16 protein-coding genes are annotated in these 17,776 nt (G+C 42.3%); 12 read left to right on the top strand and 4 right to left on the bottom strand.

Features of this window, described 5'->3' with window-relative positions:
• Positions 1-31 precede the first annotated feature (31 nt).
• The 4 genes from gla to D8847_RS07035 all read left to right on the top strand — a co-directional run bounded on the left by gla (position 32) and on the right by D8847_RS07035 (position 3,583).
• Positions 32-901 carry an aquaglyceroporin Gla gene (gene gla, locus D8847_RS07050; RefSeq protein WP_000348119.1) on the top strand — a complete coding sequence of 290 codons (870 nt, stop codon included), beginning with the start codon at positions 32-34 and terminating at the stop codon, positions 899-901.
• A 110-nt stretch (positions 902-1,011) separates the two neighbouring features.
• Entirely contained in the window at positions 1,012-1,737 is a 726-nt protein-coding gene (locus D8847_RS07045) for a CppA N-terminal domain-containing protein (RefSeq protein ID WP_125841098.1), read from the top strand.
• The gene (locus D8847_RS07040; RefSeq protein WP_125841097.1) at positions 1,734-2,669 is read left to right on the top strand and encodes a serine hydrolase domain-containing protein; all 936 of its coding nucleotides are present in this window, start codon (positions 1,734-1,736) and stop codon (positions 2,667-2,669) included. The genes D8847_RS07045 and D8847_RS07040 overlap by 4 nt, the downstream gene beginning before the upstream one ends.
• Positions 2,670-2,677: 8 nt before the next feature.
• A complete protein-coding gene (locus tag D8847_RS07035; RefSeq protein ID WP_125841096.1) occupies positions 2,678-3,583 on the top strand; it encodes a DMT family transporter in 906 nt (301 codons plus the stop codon).
• A 40-nt stretch (positions 3,584-3,623) separates the two neighbouring features.
• Here the strand turns inward: D8847_RS07035 and D8847_RS07030 are convergent, their stop codons facing one another.
• Positions 3,624-4,907 (bottom strand): uracil-xanthine permease family protein, encoded by a 1,284-nt coding sequence (locus D8847_RS07030; RefSeq protein WP_185757934.1) that lies wholly within the window; start codon positions 4,905-4,907, stop codon positions 3,624-3,626.
• Between the two features lie 372 nt (positions 4,908-5,279).
• Entirely contained in the window at positions 5,280-5,993 is a 714-nt protein-coding gene (rsmG, locus tag D8847_RS07025; RefSeq protein WP_125841094.1) for a 16S rRNA (guanine(527)-N(7))-methyltransferase RsmG, read from the bottom strand.
• A gap of 93 nt (positions 5,994-6,086) precedes the next feature.
• Between rsmG and D8847_RS07020 the strand changes: the two genes are divergently transcribed.
• Both D8847_RS07020 and htpX read left to right on the top strand, forming a co-directional pair.
• Complete coding sequence (locus D8847_RS07020; protein ID WP_000219838.1) at positions 6,087-6,647, top strand: LemA family protein; 561 nt, start codon at positions 6,087-6,089, stop codon at positions 6,645-6,647.
• A 1-nt stretch (position 6,648) separates the two neighbouring features.
• Positions 6,649-7,548 (top strand): zinc metalloprotease HtpX, encoded by a 900-nt coding sequence (htpX, locus tag D8847_RS07015; protein ID WP_125841093.1) that lies wholly within the window; start codon positions 6,649-6,651, stop codon positions 7,546-7,548.
• 45 nt (positions 7,549-7,593) lie between these two features.
• On the opposite strand, the gene D8847_RS07010 is transcribed toward htpX, so the two are convergent.
• Both D8847_RS07010 and D8847_RS07005 read right to left on the bottom strand, forming a co-directional pair.
• Positions 7,594-9,120 carry an ATP-binding cassette domain-containing protein gene (locus D8847_RS07010; protein ID WP_125841092.1) on the bottom strand — a complete coding sequence of 509 codons (1,527 nt, stop codon included), beginning with the start codon at positions 9,118-9,120 and terminating at the stop codon, positions 7,594-7,596.
• 424 nt (positions 9,121-9,544) lie between these two features.
• Positions 9,545-9,874, bottom strand: a complete 330-nt coding sequence (locus tag D8847_RS07005; protein WP_125841091.1) for a helicase BlpT — start codon at positions 9,872-9,874, stop codon at positions 9,545-9,547.
• A gap of 168 nt (positions 9,875-10,042) precedes the next feature.
• Between D8847_RS07005 and D8847_RS07000 the strand changes: the two genes are divergently transcribed.
• The 6 genes from D8847_RS07000 to carB all read left to right on the top strand — a co-directional run bounded on the left by D8847_RS07000 (position 10,043) and on the right by carB (position 17,398).
• Positions 10,043-10,585, top strand: coding sequence for a YceD family protein (locus D8847_RS07000; protein WP_125841090.1), 543 nt, complete (start codon positions 10,043-10,045; stop codon positions 10,583-10,585).
• Complete coding sequence (gene nth, locus D8847_RS06995) at positions 10,586-11,215, top strand: endonuclease III (RefSeq protein ID WP_000244435.1); 630 nt, start codon at positions 10,586-10,588, stop codon at positions 11,213-11,215.
• Between the two features lie 210 nt (positions 11,216-11,425).
• Complete coding sequence (gene pyrR / locus D8847_RS06990) at positions 11,426-11,947, top strand: bifunctional pyr operon transcriptional regulator/uracil phosphoribosyltransferase PyrR (protein ID WP_125841089.1); 522 nt, start codon at positions 11,426-11,428, stop codon at positions 11,945-11,947.
• An 18-nt stretch (positions 11,948-11,965) separates the two neighbouring features.
• Complete coding sequence (locus D8847_RS06985; protein ID WP_125841088.1) at positions 11,966-12,889, top strand: aspartate carbamoyltransferase catalytic subunit; 924 nt, start codon at positions 11,966-11,968, stop codon at positions 12,887-12,889.
• Between the two features lie 49 nt (positions 12,890-12,938).
• On the top strand, positions 12,939-14,018 hold the full coding sequence (locus tag D8847_RS06980) for a carbamoyl phosphate synthase small subunit (protein ID WP_125841087.1): 1,080 nt from the start codon (positions 12,939-12,941) through the stop codon (positions 14,016-14,018).
• A 203-nt stretch (positions 14,019-14,221) separates the two neighbouring features.
• Positions 14,222-17,398, top strand: a complete 3,177-nt coding sequence (carB, locus tag D8847_RS06975) for a carbamoyl-phosphate synthase large subunit (protein ID WP_125841086.1) — start codon at positions 14,222-14,224, stop codon at positions 17,396-17,398.
• The last annotated feature ends 378 nt before the right edge of the window (positions 17,399-17,776 follow it).

Below are 17,776 nucleotides of genomic sequence, written 5' to 3'. Positions count from 1 at the left end.
TTGTCTAAAAAAATTAAGGAGAATCTATCAAATGGATTTTACATGGGCTATTAAATATGCCACTGAATTTTTGGGAACTGCCATTTTGGTCATTCTTGGTAATGGTGCAGTTGCTAACGTTGAACTTAAAGGTACGAAAGGTCACCAAAGTGGCTGGCTCGTTATCGCGGTTGGTTACGGTATGGGGGTTATGATCCCAGCCTTGATGTTCGGTAATGTATCTGGTAACCACATCAACCCAGCTTTCACACTTGGACTTGCTGTGAGTGGACTTTTCCCTTGGGAACAAGTACCATATTACATCCTTGTGCAAGTTTTAGGAGCGATTTTTGGTCAAGCTATGGTCGTTGCAACTCACCGTCCTTACTACTTGAAAACAGAGAATTCTAATAACATTTTGGGTACTTTCTCAACGATTTCAAATGTTGATCACGGTACAAAAGAATCACGTTTCGCAGCAAGTGTAAATGGTTTTATCAATGAGTTTGTCGGTTCGTTTATTTTGTTCTTTGCAGCCCTAGGAATGACTAAAAACTTTTTTGGTGCAGAAGTAATGCAATACATGAAGCAAATGGCAACGCAGGCTAATCAAACAGTTGACTTCTCTGAATTAGCTATCAAAGCTCAAATAGCACCACACACAGCAGCAGGTCTTTCAGTAGCTCATTTAGGACTTGGTTTCCTAGTAATGGCCTTGGTAACTTCACTCGGTGGACCTACTGGACCTGGTTTGAACCCAGCTCGTGACTTTGGACCACGTCTTCTTCACGAACTTCTTCCAAAATCAGTTCTTGGTCAACACAAGGGTGATTCAAAATGGTGGTATGCATGGGTTCCAGTTGTAGCTCCAATTGCAGCGGGTATTGCAGCAGTAGCACTATTCAAACTACTTTACCTATAAGAAATGAAACTGGGGAATCCCAGTTTTTTTGTTATAAAATTTCTAAATAAAATAGATATGGCTTGTAAAATATTCGAAAATCCTTTAAAATAAAATAGTTGGAGGAATTTATGGATGTGAATGAGATTGTTCGGATCATTCCGACTTTGAAAGTTAATAATCGAAAATTAAATGAGATATTTTACATTGAAACTCTGGGGATGAAACCCTTATTAGAAGAGTCTGCCTTTCTTTCATTAGGCGACCAGACGGGTACGGAGAGATTGATTTTAGAAGAGGCTCCAAGCATGCGAACTCGCAGAGTTGAAGGACTTAAGAAGCTAGCTAGGCTCTTGATAAAGGTTGAGGATCCTTCCGAAATCGAGGCCCTTCTTTCTCAAATGAAGTCACTTCCTCGCTTGTTTAAAGGAAGTCGTGGATATGCTTTTGAGATTGTTTCTCCTGAAGAGGATGTGATCCTTGTTCATGCAGAAAATGATATAAGAGATTTGGTTCCACTGGAAACTGTTCCTGAATTTTATTCAAATACAGGTATAAAATACTTGAGCCAATTTGAGGTTTCTATGGAGTTGCGTTTGCCTGAGGGGACAGAGAGCTTACTTGATCCTGAAGGAGTAGCACAAGCAATCACCTTTACTAAAGGGCAAGGAGCAGATTTGGCTGTTGAAAACAATGTCACTTGGGATTTGACGATGTTGAAATTTTTAGTAAGAAATTTTGATCTAACCAGTCTTCGTCAGAAATTTGAAAAGACAGGCTACTTTATCCCTAAGTCTGAAAAATTCTTCCTTGGTAAAGATACCAATAACATCGAATTGTGGTTTGAAGAAGCATGAAGTTGGAAAAAATTCTAAGAAAAATAGAAAATCAAATCGAGGCAGGGGTCTATCCCGGGGCCTCTTTTGCGTATTTTAAGGACGGAGAATGGAAAGAGTCTTATCTAGGATTGAGTGATCCAGAACAGGGCTTGAAGACAGAAAGCGGTTTGATTTATGATCTGGCTAGTGTGAGTAAGGTTGTGGGAGTGGGGACGGTTTTTACCTTCTTGTGGCAGCAGGGCAAATTAGATATTAATCGACCGGTGACGGATTTTTTACCGGAGTGTGATTATCCTGATATCACTATACGGCAACTTCTGACTCATGCTACAGACTTAGACCCCTTTATTCCAAATAGAGACAGGTTAGATGCAGAGAAATTGAGAAAAGCCATGTTTCACCTCAACAGACGAAGTCAGCCAGCCTTTCTATACTCGGACGTGCACTTTTTACTCCTGGGATTTGTTTTGGAAAAAATCTTTGACCAAGATTTGGATCAGATTATAGAAGAACAAGTTTTGGAACCATGGGGGATGAAGGAAACGATGTTTGGTCCCGTTGAGGTTGCTGTACCAACAGTGAGAGGAGTGGAGGCCGGAATCATTCACGATCCCAAAGCTCGTCTATTAGGGAAGCACGCTGGAAGTGCTGGTTTGTTTTCGACTGTTAAGGATCTGCAAATCTTTCTGGAACATTACTTGAAAGATGATTTTGCAGCAGATTTGTGCCGAAATTTTTCTCCATTAGGTGATAAGGAGCGGTCTTTAGCATGGAATCTGGAGGGAGCTTGGCTCGACCATACGGGTTATACAGGTACCTTTATCATGTGGAATCGGGAGAAGCAGGAAGCTGCCATCTTTCTGTCCAATCGAACGTATGAAAAGGATGAGCGTGCCCAGTGGATAGTCGATCGAAATCAAGTCATGAAAATGATTCGTCAAGAGGAGTAGGGAGAAGAATGTCAAAAACCGTAAAAGGAACTCTGTATATAGTAGTGGCAGGGATTGCTTGGGGCTTGTCTGGAACCAGTGCCCAATACCTGATGGCACACGGGATTTCTGCTCTAGTCTTGACCAATCTGCGGCTTATCATTGCAGGTTTGGCACTGGTAGTCTTATCCTATATGACTGCAAAGGATAAACTCTATGCTTTTTTAAAAGACAGAAAAAGCCTTTTATCTCTGCTGTTGTTTGCCTTGTTTGGACTTTTCTTAAACCAGTTTGCCTATCTTTCTGCCATTCAGGAAACCAATGCTGGCACGGCGACAGTTCTCCAGTATGTATGCCCCGTTGGGATCTTGGTTTATACTTGTATCAAGGACAAGGTGGCGCCTACTCTGGCTGAGATTATTTCGATTGGTTTAGCAATTGGAGGAACTTTTCTTATCGCGACGCATGGGGAAGTCGACCAGTTGTCTGTCACACCTGCTGGACTTTTCTGGGGCCTCTTTTCTGCCCTAACCTATGCCCTCTATATTATCCTTCCCATCGCTTTGATTAAGAAATGGGGCAGTATTTCGGTGATTGGTGTCGGGATGGTTATTTCTGGTGTAGTGGCTATTCCTTTCACAGGAGTCTTACAGACCAGCATACCGACTAGCTTAGATTTTCTCTTTGCATTTGCTGGGATTATCATCATTGGAACGGTCTTTGCCTATACAGCTTTCCTAAAGGGAGCTAGTCTGATAGGCCCTGTTAAGTCTAGTTTATTAGCTTCCATAGAGCCTATTTCAGCTGTTTTCTTTGCCTTTTTAATTATGAAGGAGCAATTCTATGCGATTGATTTTGTTGGTATGGCCATGATTCTGCTTGCAGTGACTATCATTTCTTTGAAAGATTTACTGCTGGAAAGTAAGCATAAATAAAAAATCCACTCAGTTGAGTGGATTTTTGCTATCTATAAGATTAGTCTTTGTTTTCGTATGGCAAGATCAGATTCAAAATGATACCTGTCATCGCTGATAGGGCAGTACCTGAAAGGGTTACTGGACCAAGTTTGAGGATAGCCCCACCAAGTCCAAGTACCAACATGGCACTTGCGATGATGAGGTTACGCATTTGACTGAAGTCAACGCGTTCCTTAATCAAAACTTTCAAACCATTGCTGGCGATAACTCCGTAGAGAAGGATGGACATGCCACCGAGCACAGCATTTGGAATGGTTGAAATCAAGGCAGTGAATTTACCTAGGAAGCTAAGAGCAATGGCGATAAAGGCTGCGTTACGGATAACAGAGACAGAAGCGATACGAGTCATCCCGATGACCCCTGTATTTTCGCCGTAAGTCGTATTAGCTGGTCCACCGAGGAAGGCTGATACAGATGTCGCGATACCGTCACCGAGAAGCGTACGGTGAAGACCTGGATCTTTTAGGAATTGACGGCCACAGATTTGGCTCAAAACTGTGTGGTCTCCGATGTGTTCTGAAATGGTTACAATAGCGATAGGCAAGATAGCAATGGTTTCAGGACCAAAGTACAAGTTGTACTCTTTAAAGGCACCACCTGTACTAAATGGCAAGTAGAAACCAGGAATTTCAAACCAGTTGGCTTGAAGGACTGGGGTAAAGTCAACCAAACCAAGCATCATAGCGAAGATATAACCACCGATGATGGCAAAGAGGAAAGGAATGATACGAAGGAAACCTTTTCCTTTTGTATTGATGAAGGCAGCAATCAAGAACGTAACAACGGCTACAAGGGCGTTTTTCCAGTTTCCGTCTGCTACAAGTCCAGCATTCGTTACAGCAGAACCAGCAAGACCAAGACCGATAACGATAATCATAGGTCCGATAATGATTGGGGGCAAGAGTTTGTCAATCCATTTCGTACCTGCAAAACGAACACTTGCTGCTACAAGGACATAGACCAAACCAGTCAGGATAACCCCAGTTTGAGCGGCAGATACATCGCCCCCCATTTCTTTCATGGCTAGAGACATAGCCGTGATAAAGGCAAATGAAGAACCTAGATAAACTGGAACCTTAAAGCCAGTTGAAACCATATAAATCAAGGTTCCGACACCAGATGCAAAGAGGGCAACGGATACAGGCATTCCCAAAATTAAGGGAACGAGAATGGTTGCACCAAACATGGCAAATACGTGCTGGAAGCTGAGAAGAATACCTTTACCAGCAGAAGGACGTTGATCAACGTCTAGTAACAAGTCAACAGTTGATTCCTGTTTCATAAAAACCTCACTTTTGGGCACCAAAAAAGAGCCCATTATTTTACAGCAATAGGCCCTCAGAGTAAGACTTTTTAAAAAATAGCTATCTTTTAAAAATTTATATAAATCTGCGCCTTCGTCACCTCACAGGATGACATTAAAAACCTTTGCTTGTGATAGTATAGCAGAAAAAAATGATTTTGTAAATCATTTTTTCCCGAGCCCAGAAATGCGAGAGCGAGGAATGATTTTGTAAATCATTTTTTCCCGAGCCCAGAAATGCGAGAGCGAGGAATGATTTTGTAAATCATTTTTTCCCCGAGCCTAGAAATGTGAGAGCGAGGTCCGTTTTGTAAATTGTTTTCTGAACTTTAAACAAGGACGCACCATTGTTTAAAGTGGGCGTTTGTTGGGCATGCCAGCCTTTCTTGGGTACTTGTTAGGTGTTTCCTTTTTCTTTTCTACCACAGTGATGTAGCGCGGATCTCCATTTGGTAGGGCATAGCTGAGGTTGTCTTCTACCTTGCTAAAGAGGAGATTGAGAGCATTCTTTGCTTCTAGCAATTCCTCAGAAGCATTGCTGGCCTTGAGCGCCAATAGTTTTCCGCCGACTTTAAGATAGGGAATGGTCAGCTCAGACAAGACTTGCATACGGGCAACCGCACGAGCCGTCACCATATCAAACTGGGCACGGAAGTTCTTGTCTTGGGCAAAATCTTCTGCACGTCCATGGTAGAAGTGAACACCATCTAAATCCAGCTCTTGAGCCAATAGTTGAAGGAAGTTGATGCGCTTATTGAGCGAATCAATGATGGTCACATCCAGCTGTGGATAGAGAATTTTCATAGGCAGACTAGGAAATCCTGCCCCAGCCCCGATATCAAGAAGTTTGATAGTTTCATTTGAAATCAAACCTTGCAGGATGGGTGCAATCGAATCATAAAAATGTTTGAGATAAACTTCTTCTTTGTCTGTAATAGCAGTCAGGTTAATCTTTTCATTCCACTCCACCAAGAGTTCAAAATAGCGTTCAAATTGTTTCTTTTGCTGGTCAGAAAGTGGAAGATTTTGCTCAGCTAGTAGGCTGTAAAATGTTTCTGGTTTCATAGTAGTTTCCTTCTCTAGTATCATCTTATTTTACCATATTCATTAAAATTTTGATATACTGGTAGTAATCTAAAAGCAGAAAGGAATAAGATTATGACTTGGATTATTCTTGGAGTTTTGGCTCTGATTGTTATTTTTGTGATTGTTAGCTATAACGGTTTGGTTAAAAATCGTATGCAGACCAAGGAGGCTTGGAGCCAGATCGATGTTCAGTTGAAGCGTCGTAATGATCTCCTCCCAAACTTGATTGAAACAGTCAAAGGCTATGCCAAATATGAAGGTTCTACCTTGGAAAAAGTGACAGAACTTCGTAGACAAGTAGCCGCAGCAACTTCACCAGCTGAAGCGATGAAGGCCAGTGATGCCCTTACCCGCCAGATTTCTGGTATCTTTGCAGTAGCAGAGAATTACCCAGACTTGAAAGCTAGCGCTAACTTTATCAAATTGCAAGAAGAGTTGACCAATACAGAAAATAAAATTTCTTACTCCCGCCAACTCTACAACAGTGTTGTCAGCAACTACAATGTAAAACTTGAAAGCTTTCCAAGTAACATCATCGCAGGACTATTTGGCTTTAAAGCTGCAGACTTCCTTCAAACACCTGAAGAGGAAAAGGCAGTTCCTAAAGTTGACTTTAGTGGTTTAGGTGACTAAGATGTTGTTTGATCAAATTGCGAGCAATAAACGAAAAACTTGGATTTTATTGCTAGTTTTCTTCCTACTCTTGACCTTGGTTGGTTATGCGGTTGGTTATCTCTTCATGCGCTCAGGTCTTGGGGGTATGATAATTGCCTTGATTATCGGTCTTATCTACGCTCTGACCATGATCTTTCAATCAACAGAGATTGTCATGTCTATGAATGGGGCGCGTGAGGTTGATGAGCAAACAGCACCAGACCTCTACCATGTAGTGGAAGATATGGCCATGGTCGCTCAGATTCCCATGCCGCGTGTTTTCATCATTGAGGATTCTTCTTTAAATGCCTTTGCAACAGGTTCGAATCCGCAGAATGCAGCAGTTGCAGCCACTTCAGGTCTTCTGGCTATCATGAATCGCGAGGAATTGGAAGCTGTTATGGGGCATGAGGTCAGTCATATCCGAAACTACGATATCCGCATTTCGACCATTGCTGTCGCCCTTGCCAGTGCCATTACCCTTCTGTCTAGTATGGCAGGTCGTATGATGTGGTGGGGAGGCGCTGGTCGCAGACGGAGTGATAATGATCGTGATGGAAATGGTTTGGAGATTATCATGCTTGTTGTCTCGCTTTTAGCCATTGTTCTAGCACCTCTTGCAGCAACCTTAGTACAACTAGCTATCTCTCGTCAGCGAGAATTTCTAGCGGATGCATCCAGTGCGGAGCTGACCCGCAATCCTCAAGGGATGATCAATGCCTTGCGCAAGTTGGACAATAGCGAGCCAATGCACCACCATGTCGATGATGCCAGCAGTGCTCTGTACATCAATGATCCTAAGAAAGGTGGGGGACTTCAAAAACTCTTTTATACCCACCCACCTATCTCAGAACGAATCGAACGCTTGAAACAGATGTAAAAAGAATCCAGAGAAATCTCTCTGGATTTTTGCTATGTTTAAAATCTAAAAATCTTGTAAATCAACAACTTCCAAACCCTCTTCTGTCAAACGATAGAGGTTCGTACAAACCTCTTTTAAGAAGCGTCTATCATGTGAAACAGTGATCAGACCTCCTGGATAGGAGGCAAAGAGTTTTCTGATTTCGGGTTGAGAAGTGGGAGAAAAATTTCTTGTAGGCTCATCCAGGAGAACAAAGTTTGGTCTCCGTAAGACCAGATTGAGTAGGAGTAGCTTACCTTGTTGTCCGCCAGATAAGGAGCGGATCTCGTGGTGCATCTCCTGATAGCTGAAGTTGAGACTAGCTAAGAAAGATTGGATTTTCTGTAATTCTTCTCTTTGCCCTGTCTGGCTGAGAAAGGCTACGGGGGATAAATCCAGTTGCAATGTTTCATGGTAGTTTTGTGGCATATAACCAAGCGAAATTTCTCTTTTGTCGCTTAGCAGTTTTTGCAACTTGGCTAACAGAGTTGATTTCCCAACACCATTAGGTCCGATGATACCGATTTTTTCTTGGCCACGGACAGTTAGTCGTAACTCCTGAGCTAAAATACGCTCGCCAATGGACAAATTTTCTTTTTCCAGTTGGACTAAGACTTTAGAAGATGGTAATGGTTGGATGTCTGAGAAGAAAAGTTGGATTTGTTCCTCTTCAAGTGGCATTTGGGTCATGGACTGAGCTTCCTTTTCAAAGCGTTTTTCTTGAGAGAGAACTGTTTTCATCTTTTTAGCCAATAGGCGACCAGCAGTACTGTCTTTGGTAGCTCGAAGTGCAGTTTCTACATTTTGCTTGACGCGACGATGCTTTTCCATGGTTTTGTCATAGGCTCTCTGGTCGTTAGCAGCTTGCTGACTTTGTCTTGCAAAACTAGCCTTTCTCTGCTCACTATAGCGATCATAGTCTAAATGCTCGACTAGCGTTTCCGCTTCTTTGCGGTGCTTGACCAGTCGCAAGTGGACAATAGTATCAGCCGTTTGAGAAAGAAAGTCTTCATCATGGGAAATGAAAATAACAGTTTGCCTAATCTTTCGAATCTGACCTTTTAGCCAATCAACCGTCTCAAGGTCTAGGTCATTTGAAGGTTCATCCAAAAATAGAATCTCAAAGGGTTTGGCTAACTCGTGGATGAGCTGAATTTTCAAAGATTCGCCCCCCGAGAGGCTACCAATTTCTTGGTCGCTAGCAAAACGGTCGCTATCAAAGTGCAACTCCTCCGCCAAACGATAAAGAATGCTGTAGTCTAAATCAGCAGAATCTAGAAAGAAGTAGTCATGTAGAGATCTTTTTTTCAGCTCCTCGGGAAGTTTTTGAGGAATATAGGCCAGTGACTGATAGTCAGACTGGATGTCTCCTTTGATAGTGAAATCAGACAAATATTCCCCCATTAAAGTTTTAAGTAAGGTTGATTTGCCATTTCCTTCCTCTCCAATAATAGCTACTTTTTCCCCGTCTTGGATAGTCATGCTTAAGTCTGAGACAAGATCACGTAAATCTTTGTTTTGAGTGATGGTCAGATGATTGATTTTTATCATATTGTTGCCCTTTCTAGAATGTCCAATAGTGCATAACAAAAAGCTCTACTTTACCTAGTAGAGCCAAAGTTTATGTCAAAAAAACTCTATTAATACTCTTCGAAAATCTCTTCAAACCACGTCAGCGTCGCCTTACCGTAGATATATGTAACTGACTTCGTCAGTCTTATCTACAACCTCAAAGCAGTGCTTTGAGCAACCTGCGGCTAGCTTCCTAGTTTGCTCTTTGATTTTCATTGAGTATAGAATGCCAGAAAAAGAGCATAAAAGAGCACACAAAAAGAGACAAAAACAAGATCTACTAAATAAAGGTTCTTTATCTGATAGACTTAGTTGTTCATGTCTCCCTTACCTCCGAGTATTAGTACCTCTATCCTATACCTTTAAGGATATTTTGTCAACAGAAAACTGACAATTCTAATCTCTAAAATCCGAAAACAGGTCCATAAAGAGTTAGTACGTGTTTGACATGCTCGTAATGGAACTTGTCATAGTTGCGCCAAGCAGTACGTGCTTGATCGTTTAGTTTTAGGCTACCGAGACCTATCAGAAGACTGGTACGTTGGTAAAATTTCTCAAGGTCTATTAAGATACTGTTGTTCAACTTTTCCGCTTTTTTTAGCTCTTGCAGAGTAGAATTTAGCAGCTCTTGCAGTCGAATATCATCTGCCGTACCCTGGTTGCAGCTTTGGAAACTTTTATTTAACTCGGATAGGAGTTGGGTTGCATTAGTAATGAGTTCTTTGTCTTCCATATGAGCATCCTCCTTGCTCTGATGTATTATTTCCTATAGTATAGCACTAAAAAATAAAAATGTCATAGTAAATATGTTAAAAAATCGAAATTTAATTACAAAGTTTGGTGGGCTGATTTGTAGCCTTTTCATGGTATAATCAAGAGAGTAAATCTTTATGGAGGAAGTATGAAATTAAATATTCAAGAGATCCGCAAGCAGTCTGAAGGCTTGCATTTTGAACAAACTTTAGATCTAGTTGCAGACCTGCATGCACGTAATCAAGAAATTTTAGATGTAAAAGATATCCTTGCAGTTGGGAAAGTACAATACGAAGACCGTATGTATTTCTTAGATTATCAGTTATCTTATACCATTGTCCTTGCTTCAAGTCGCAGTATGGAGCCAGTTGAGCTAGTTGAATCTTATCCAGTCACAGAAGTTTTCATGGAAGGAGCGACCAACCAACTGGACCAGGAAGTTCTAGATGATGACTTAGTTTTGCCTATCGAAAATGGGGAAATCGGCCTTGCTGAGAGCGTAGCAGATAATATCTTGCTCAATATTCCAATCAAGGTCTTGACGGCAGAAGAAGAGGCGGGCCAAGGTTTTGTGTCAGGAAATGACTGGCAAATCATGACTGAAGATGAATACCAAGCCCAACAAGCAGTCAAGAAAGAAGAAAACAGTCCATTTGCTGGCTTGCAAGGACTGTCTGATGGAGACGAGTAGATGGTTTTATCCAAGAAACGTGCCCGACATGTCATAGAGGAAATTATTGCCCTTTTTCCAGATGCTAAGCCTAGTCTTGATTTTACCAATCATTTTGAACTCTTGGTTGCAGTGATGTTGTCAGCCCAGACCACAGATGCCGCAGTAAATAAGGCCACACCAGGCCTCTTTGCAGCCTTTCCAACGCCTCAAGCCATGTCTGTCGCGACTGAAAGTGAAATTGCTTCACATATTTCCCGTCTAGGACTGTATCGAAATAAGGCTAAATTTCTTAAAAAATGTGCCCAACAGTTACTAGACGATTTTGATGGTCAAGTGCCTCAGACTCGAGAGGAATTAGAAAGTCTAGCTGGTGTTGGTCGTAAAACAGCAAATGTAGTACTGAGTGTGGGGTTTGGAATTCCTGCTTTTGCAGTGGACACCCATGTGGAGCGTATCTGTAAGCATCACGATATCGTTAAAAAATCAGCTACGCCACTTGAAGTAGAAAAACGTGTCATGGACGTTCTACCACCAGAAGAGTGGTTAGCAGCCCACCAGGCCATGATTTACTTTGGACGAGCTATTTGCCATCCCAAAAATCCAGAATGTGACCACTATCCCCAATTATATGATTTTAGTAATGTCTGAGGGGGCTCTGAAAAAGTTTTTGCTTGATTTTAAGGGTGCTTTGTGCTATATTAAATGATAACTAAATAGTCCTTTAAACCTGTCCCGTGAGGCAGGCAAGGAGCGCGATAAAGTAGAAGGGTGAAGTCTATACTATTTATAGTAGGGCTCGCTTGGCTATACATTTCAAGTCTCCTTGTAGAAGGAGACTTTTCTTTTTGGAGGTTTGTCATGAAGACAAAAGAAGTTGTAGACGAATTGACTGTCAAACGAGCGATTACGCGAATTACTTATGAGATTATTGAGCGCAATAAAGATTTGAATAAGATTATCCTAGCTGGGATAAAAACGCGTGGTGTTTTCATCGCTCATCGTATCAAAGAACGCTTGGAGCAGTTGGAAAATATCACTGTTCCTGTTGTGGAATTGGACACCAAACCTTTCCGTGATGATGTTAAAAGCGGGAAAGATACTTCTTTGATTTCTGTTGATGTGACAGACCGTGAAGTTATCTTGGTGGATGATGTGCTTTATACAGGTCGTACCATCCGTGCTGCTATCGATAACATTGTCGGACATGGTCGTCCTGCGCGCGTGAGTCTTGCGGTGCTAGTAGATCGTGGACATAGAGAATTGCCAATCCGTCCAGATTACGTTGGGAAAAATATCCCAACCAGTCGTTCTGAAGAAATCATCGTAGAGATGACAGAACTTGATGGCCAAGACAGAGTTCTGATTACTGAAGAAGCTTAGAAAGCTGAAGGAGTAGCCATGTCAGAAAATCAACAAGCATTGAACCATGTGGTGTCCATGGAAGACCTCACTGTCGATCAAGTGATGAAATTGATTAAGCGAGGAATTGAGTTTAAAAATGGAGCCCAGCTTCCTTATGAAGACCATCCGATTGTTTCAAATCTTTTCTTTGAGGATTCTACACGGACACATAAGTCCTTTGAAGTGGCAGAGATTAAGCTAGGGCTGGAGCGACTGGACTTTGATGTGAAGACCAGCTCAGTAAACAAGGGTGAGACACTGTATGACACAATCCTAACCTTGTCTGCGCTTGGTGTAGATGTCTGTGTGATTCGTCACCCAGAGGTCGATTATTACAAAGAATTGATTGCGAGTCCAACCATTACGACTTCCATTATCAATGGTGGAGATGGTTCAGGTCAACACCCTAGTCAGAGCCTGCTTGATTTGATGACCATTTATGAGGAATTTGATCACTTTGAGGGTCTGAAGGTTGCTATTGCAGGTGACTTGGATCATTCACGTGTTGCCAAATCCAATATGCAAATTTTGAAACGCTTGGGAGCTGAACTTTTCTTTGCAGGACCTGAGGAATGGAGAAGTCAAGAGTTTGCGGACTATGGACAGTTTGTAACTATTGATGAGATTGTTAATCAGGTGGATGTTTTGATGTTGCTCCGCGTTCAACATGAACGCCATGATAGCGGTGCAGTCTTTTCAAAAGAAGACTACCATGCCCAACATGGTTTGACTCAAGAACGTTATGATTGCTTAAAAGAAACAGCAATAATCATGCACCCAGCTCCAGTTAATCGAGATGTGGAAATTGCTGACCACTTGGTTGAAGCGCCAAAATCACGCATTGTCCAACAAATGACCAACGGTGTCTTTGTTCGAATGGCAATCTTAGAATCCGTATTGGCGAGTAGAAACGCCAATTAAAACACAAGACGTTAAAAGACGCCAGTGAGCGTCCACGAGAGGTGAAAATATGACAAAAAGACTTCTAGTATTAGAAGATGGCACAGTTTTTGAAGGCAAGGCCTTCGGAGCAGATATTGATGTAACAGGCGAAATCGTCTTTAACACAGGTATGACCGGCTACCAAGAGTCCATTACAGACCAGTCTTATAATGGACAAATCTTGACCTTTACTTATCCTTTGGTGGGAAATTATGGAATTAATCGTGATGATTACGAATCCATTATTCCGACTTGTAAGGGAGTTGTCGTTTTTGAAGAAGCACGTCGAGCTAGCAACTGGCGCAACCAAATGACGTTGGATGAATTTTTGAAAGCCAAGAAAATTCCAGGGATTTCAGGAATTGATACGCGTGCACTTACCAAGATTATCCGTAAGCATGGTACTATGCGTGCAACCTTGACCCATGTTGGGGACAGTATGGACCATGTGACGGACCAGCTGCAAGCAACAGTCCTGCCGACAGACAATATCAAACAGGTTTCTACTAAAACTTCCTATCCAGCTCCTGGAGTTGGTTTGAGCGTGGTGCTAGTGGATTTTGGACTCAAGCACTCAATCCTACGTGAACTTTCTAAGCGTAACTGTAACGTGACGGTTGTTCCGTATTCAACAACAGCAGAAGAAATTCTCCACCTCAATCCTGATGGAGTTATGTTGTCAAATGGTCCAGGTAACCCAGAAGACGTTCCAGAAGCACTGGACATGATTCGTGGTGTGCAAGGGAAAATTCCAATTTTCGGTATTTGTATGGGACACCAACTCTTTGCTATGGCAAACGGTGCTAAGACCTACAAGATGAAATTTGGTCACCGTGGATTTAACCACGCGGTACGTGAGATTGCTACAGGACGTATAGACTTCACCAGCCAAAACCATGGTTATGCAGTTAGCCGTGAGGACTTGCCAGAGCACTTGATTATCACCCACGAAGAAATCAATGATAAGTCAGTTGAAGGTGTACGTCACAGATACCAACCAGGTTTTTCTGTACAATTCCACCCAGATGCAGCTCCTGGTCCACACGACGCTAGCTACCTCTTTGATGAATTTATCGAAATGATGGAAGCTTTTAAACAATCAAACTAAGAACGAGTAAAAGAGCTCGTCGGAGAATTTATTTAATGGCAACCCGAGAGTTGCCGAATAGAAAGGAGAAGGGTGGTCCGTATTTGCTGAACTGAATACGGGCTACGGACGGTGCTAAAAAGATAGTTATTCCTAGAACTGATGGTTCTTCGTTATAACTCCTATTTTAGCTTTGTCCCCTTGACGCCCTTAATATCTTATAAATGCCTAAACGTACTGATATTCAAAAAATTATGGTGATTGGTTCTGGTCCGATTATTATTGGTCAAGCTGCTGAGTTTGACTACGCTGGGACCCAGGCCTGCTTGTCTTTGAAAGAGGAAGGTTATGAGGTTGTCTTGGTGAACTCAAACCCTGCAACTATCATGACGGACAAGGAGATTGCGGACAAGGTTTATATTGAGCCAATCACACTTGAGTTTGTAACGCGTATTCTTCGTAAGGAACGTCCAGATGCCTTGCTTCCAACCCTTGGTGGTCAAACAGGGCTGAATATGGCCATGGAATTGTCTAAAAATGGTATCCTAGATGAGCTAGGAGTAGAACTTCTAGGTACCAAATTATCTGCCATTGACCAAGCGGAGGACCGTGATCTATTTAAACAGTTGATGGAAGAATTGGAACAACCCATTCCAGAATCTGAAATTGTTAATACAGTTGACGAAGCAGTTGCCTTTGCAGCGACAATTGGTTACCCAGTCATTGTCCGTCCAGCCTTTACCCTAGGTGGTACTGGTGGTGGTATGTGTGCCAACGAGGAAGAATTGCGTGAAATCGCTGAAAATGGGTTGAAACTGTCACCTGTTACCCAATGTTTGATTGAACGTTCAATCGCTGGTTTCAAGGAAATCGAATACGAGGTTATGCGCGATTCAGCTGACAATGCCCTCGTTGTTTGTAACATGGAAAACTTTGACCCAGTGGGGATTCACACAGGGGATTCTATCGTATTTGCTCCTGCGCAAACCATGTCAGACTATGAAAACCAAATGCTTCGTGACGCGAGCTTGAGCATTATCCGCGCCCTCAAGATTGAAGGTGGATGTAACGTTCAGCTAGCCCTTGATCCACATAGCTTCAAGTACTATGTTATCGAAGTAAACCCTCGTGTATCGCGTTCGTCAGCGCTTGCTTCTAAGGCAACTGGTTATCCGATTGCCAAATTGGCTGCCAAGATTGCAGTTGGTTTAACCCTAGATGAGGTCATCAACCCAGTTACAGGTTCAACTTATGCCATGTTTGAGCCAGCCCTTGACTACGTCGTTGCTAAGATTCCACGTTTCCCATTTGACAAGTTTGAAAAAGGTGAGCGTCGTCTTGGGACTCAGATGAAAGCGACTGGGGAAGTCATGGCGATCGGTCGCAACATCGAGGAGTCACTTCTCAAGGCATGTCGTTCACTTGAAATTGGCGTTCACCACAATGAAATGCCAGAACTTGCAACCGTTTCTGATGATGCCTTGATTGAAAAAGTTGTTAAAGCCCAAGATGACCGTCTCTTCTACGTATCAGAAGCCATTCGCCGTGGCTATACTCCAGAAGAAATTGCTGAATTGACTAAGATTGATATCTTCTATCTGGATAAACTCTTGCACATCTTTGAAATTGAGCAGGAATTGGGTGCCCATCCACAAGATTTAGAAGTCTTGAAAACAGCCAAACTCAATGGTTTCTCAGACCGTAAGATTGCTGAACTCTGGAAAACGACAGCTGACCAAGTTCGCCAACTTCGCTTGGAAGGCAAGATTATCCCAGTTTACAAGATGGTCGATACCTGTGCGGCAGAGTTCGACTCTGAAACACCATACTTCTATTCAACCTATGGCTGGGAAAATGAGTCTATCAAATCTGAAAAGGAATCCGTTCTTGTCCTAGGTTCAGGTCCAATCNGTATCGGTCAAGGGGTTGAGTTTGACTACGCAACCGTTCACTCTGTTAAGGCTATCCAAGCAGCTGGTTACAAAGCTATCATCATGAACTCAAATCCAGAGACCGTTTCAACAGACTTCTCGGTATCAGACAAACTTTACTTTGAGCCATTAACATTCGAAGATGTCATGAATGTTATTGACTTGGAGCAACCAAAAGGCGTTATCGTTCAATTTGGTGGTCAAACAGCTATCAACCTTGCAGAGCCATTGGCAAAAGCAGGTGTGACCATCCTTGGTACGCAAGTCGCTGACTTAGACCGTGCCGAAGACCGTGACCTCTTCGAGCAAGCCCTCAAAGACTTGGATATTCCACAACCACCAGGACAAACGGCAACAAATGAAGAAGAGGCGGTGCTTGCAGCTCGCAAGATTGGTTTCCCAGTCCTCGTTCGCCCATCTTATGTCTTGGGTGGACGTGCTATGGAAATCGTAGAAAACGAAGAAGATCTTCGTTCTTACATGCGTACAGCCGTTAAAGCAAGTCCAGACCACCCAGTTCTTGTTGACTCTTACATTGTTGGACAAGAGTGCGAAGTGGATGCCATCTCAGATGGAGAAAATGTTCTCATCCCTGGTATCATGGAGCATATCGAACGTGCCGGTGTCCACTCAGGTGACTCAATGGCCGTTTACCCACCACAAACCTTGTCGCAAAAGGTTCAGGAGACCATCGCAGACTATACCAAACGACTAGCCATCGGCCTTAACTGTCTCGGAATGATGAACATTCAGTTTGTCATCAAGGATGAAAAAGTCTATGTTATTGAGGTCAATCCACGTGCCAGCCGTACGGTTCCATTCCTTTCTAAGGTAACCAATATTCCTATGGCTCAAGTGGCGACCAAGCTCATTCTTGGTCAAAGTCTTGAAGCACTTGGTTACCAAGATGGACTTTATCCAGAAAGCACTCGCGTTCATATCAAGGCGCCTGTCTTCTCCTTTACGAAACTAGCTAAGGTAGATAGCTTGCTCGGGCCTGAAATGAAGTCAACAGGGGAAGTCATGGGTTCTGATACTACTTTGGAAAAAGCTCTCTACAAGGCTTTTGAAGCTTCTTACCTGCACTTGCCAACCTTTGGAAATGTTGTCTTTACCATCGCTGATGATGCCAAAGATGAAGCCTTGGATTTGGCTCGTCGTTTCCAAAATATTGGTTATGGTATCCTTGCGACTCAAGGAACAGCAGCCTTCTTTGCCAGTCATGGACTTCAAGCCCAACCTGTTGGTAAGATTGGTGACGATGAACAGGATATCCCAAGCTATGTTCGTAAAGGGAAAATCCAAGCGATCATCAATACTGTCGGAACCAAGCGAACTGCTGATGAAGATGGTGAACAAATCCGCCGTTCAGCTATCGAACATGGTGTACCACTCTTTACAGCCCTAGATACAGCGGATGCTATGCTTAAGGTACTTGAAAGCCGTAGCTTCGTTACAGAAGCAATTTAGTTTCTTGTTAAATGATCTAAGTAGCTTTTATCCAGCGTCAAAAGACGCTGGTTTTTCCTCTTTTATAGAGAAATCGAGTTAGAAATAATAGTTACAGTTCACTATTAAATGTCAAAGTTTATCAATAGATTTATCATTATCGTTAATGAGTAGACTTATTCTGACTTTCCCTAAAATTTTGTTGAATTTTCTTAAGTTTTTATCATATTTTTTATAATTAAGGTGCCTTAAGAAAAATATTAAGGTGCCTTAAGAAAAATAATGAAAAAACTAAATGTTTTTCATATAGTTTTCATTTTTTGTGTTATAATTAAGGTGCCTTAAGAAAAATATTAAGGTGCCTTAAGAAAAATAATGAAAAAACTAAATGTTTTTCAT

Origin of the sequence: Streptococcus mitis (genome assembly GCF_003942795.1) — a bacterium.
GTDB classification, from domain to species: domain Bacteria; phylum Bacillota; class Bacilli; order Lactobacillales; family Streptococcaceae; genus Streptococcus; species Streptococcus mitis_BJ.
This window is presented reverse-complemented; position numbering and strand designations above follow the sequence as displayed.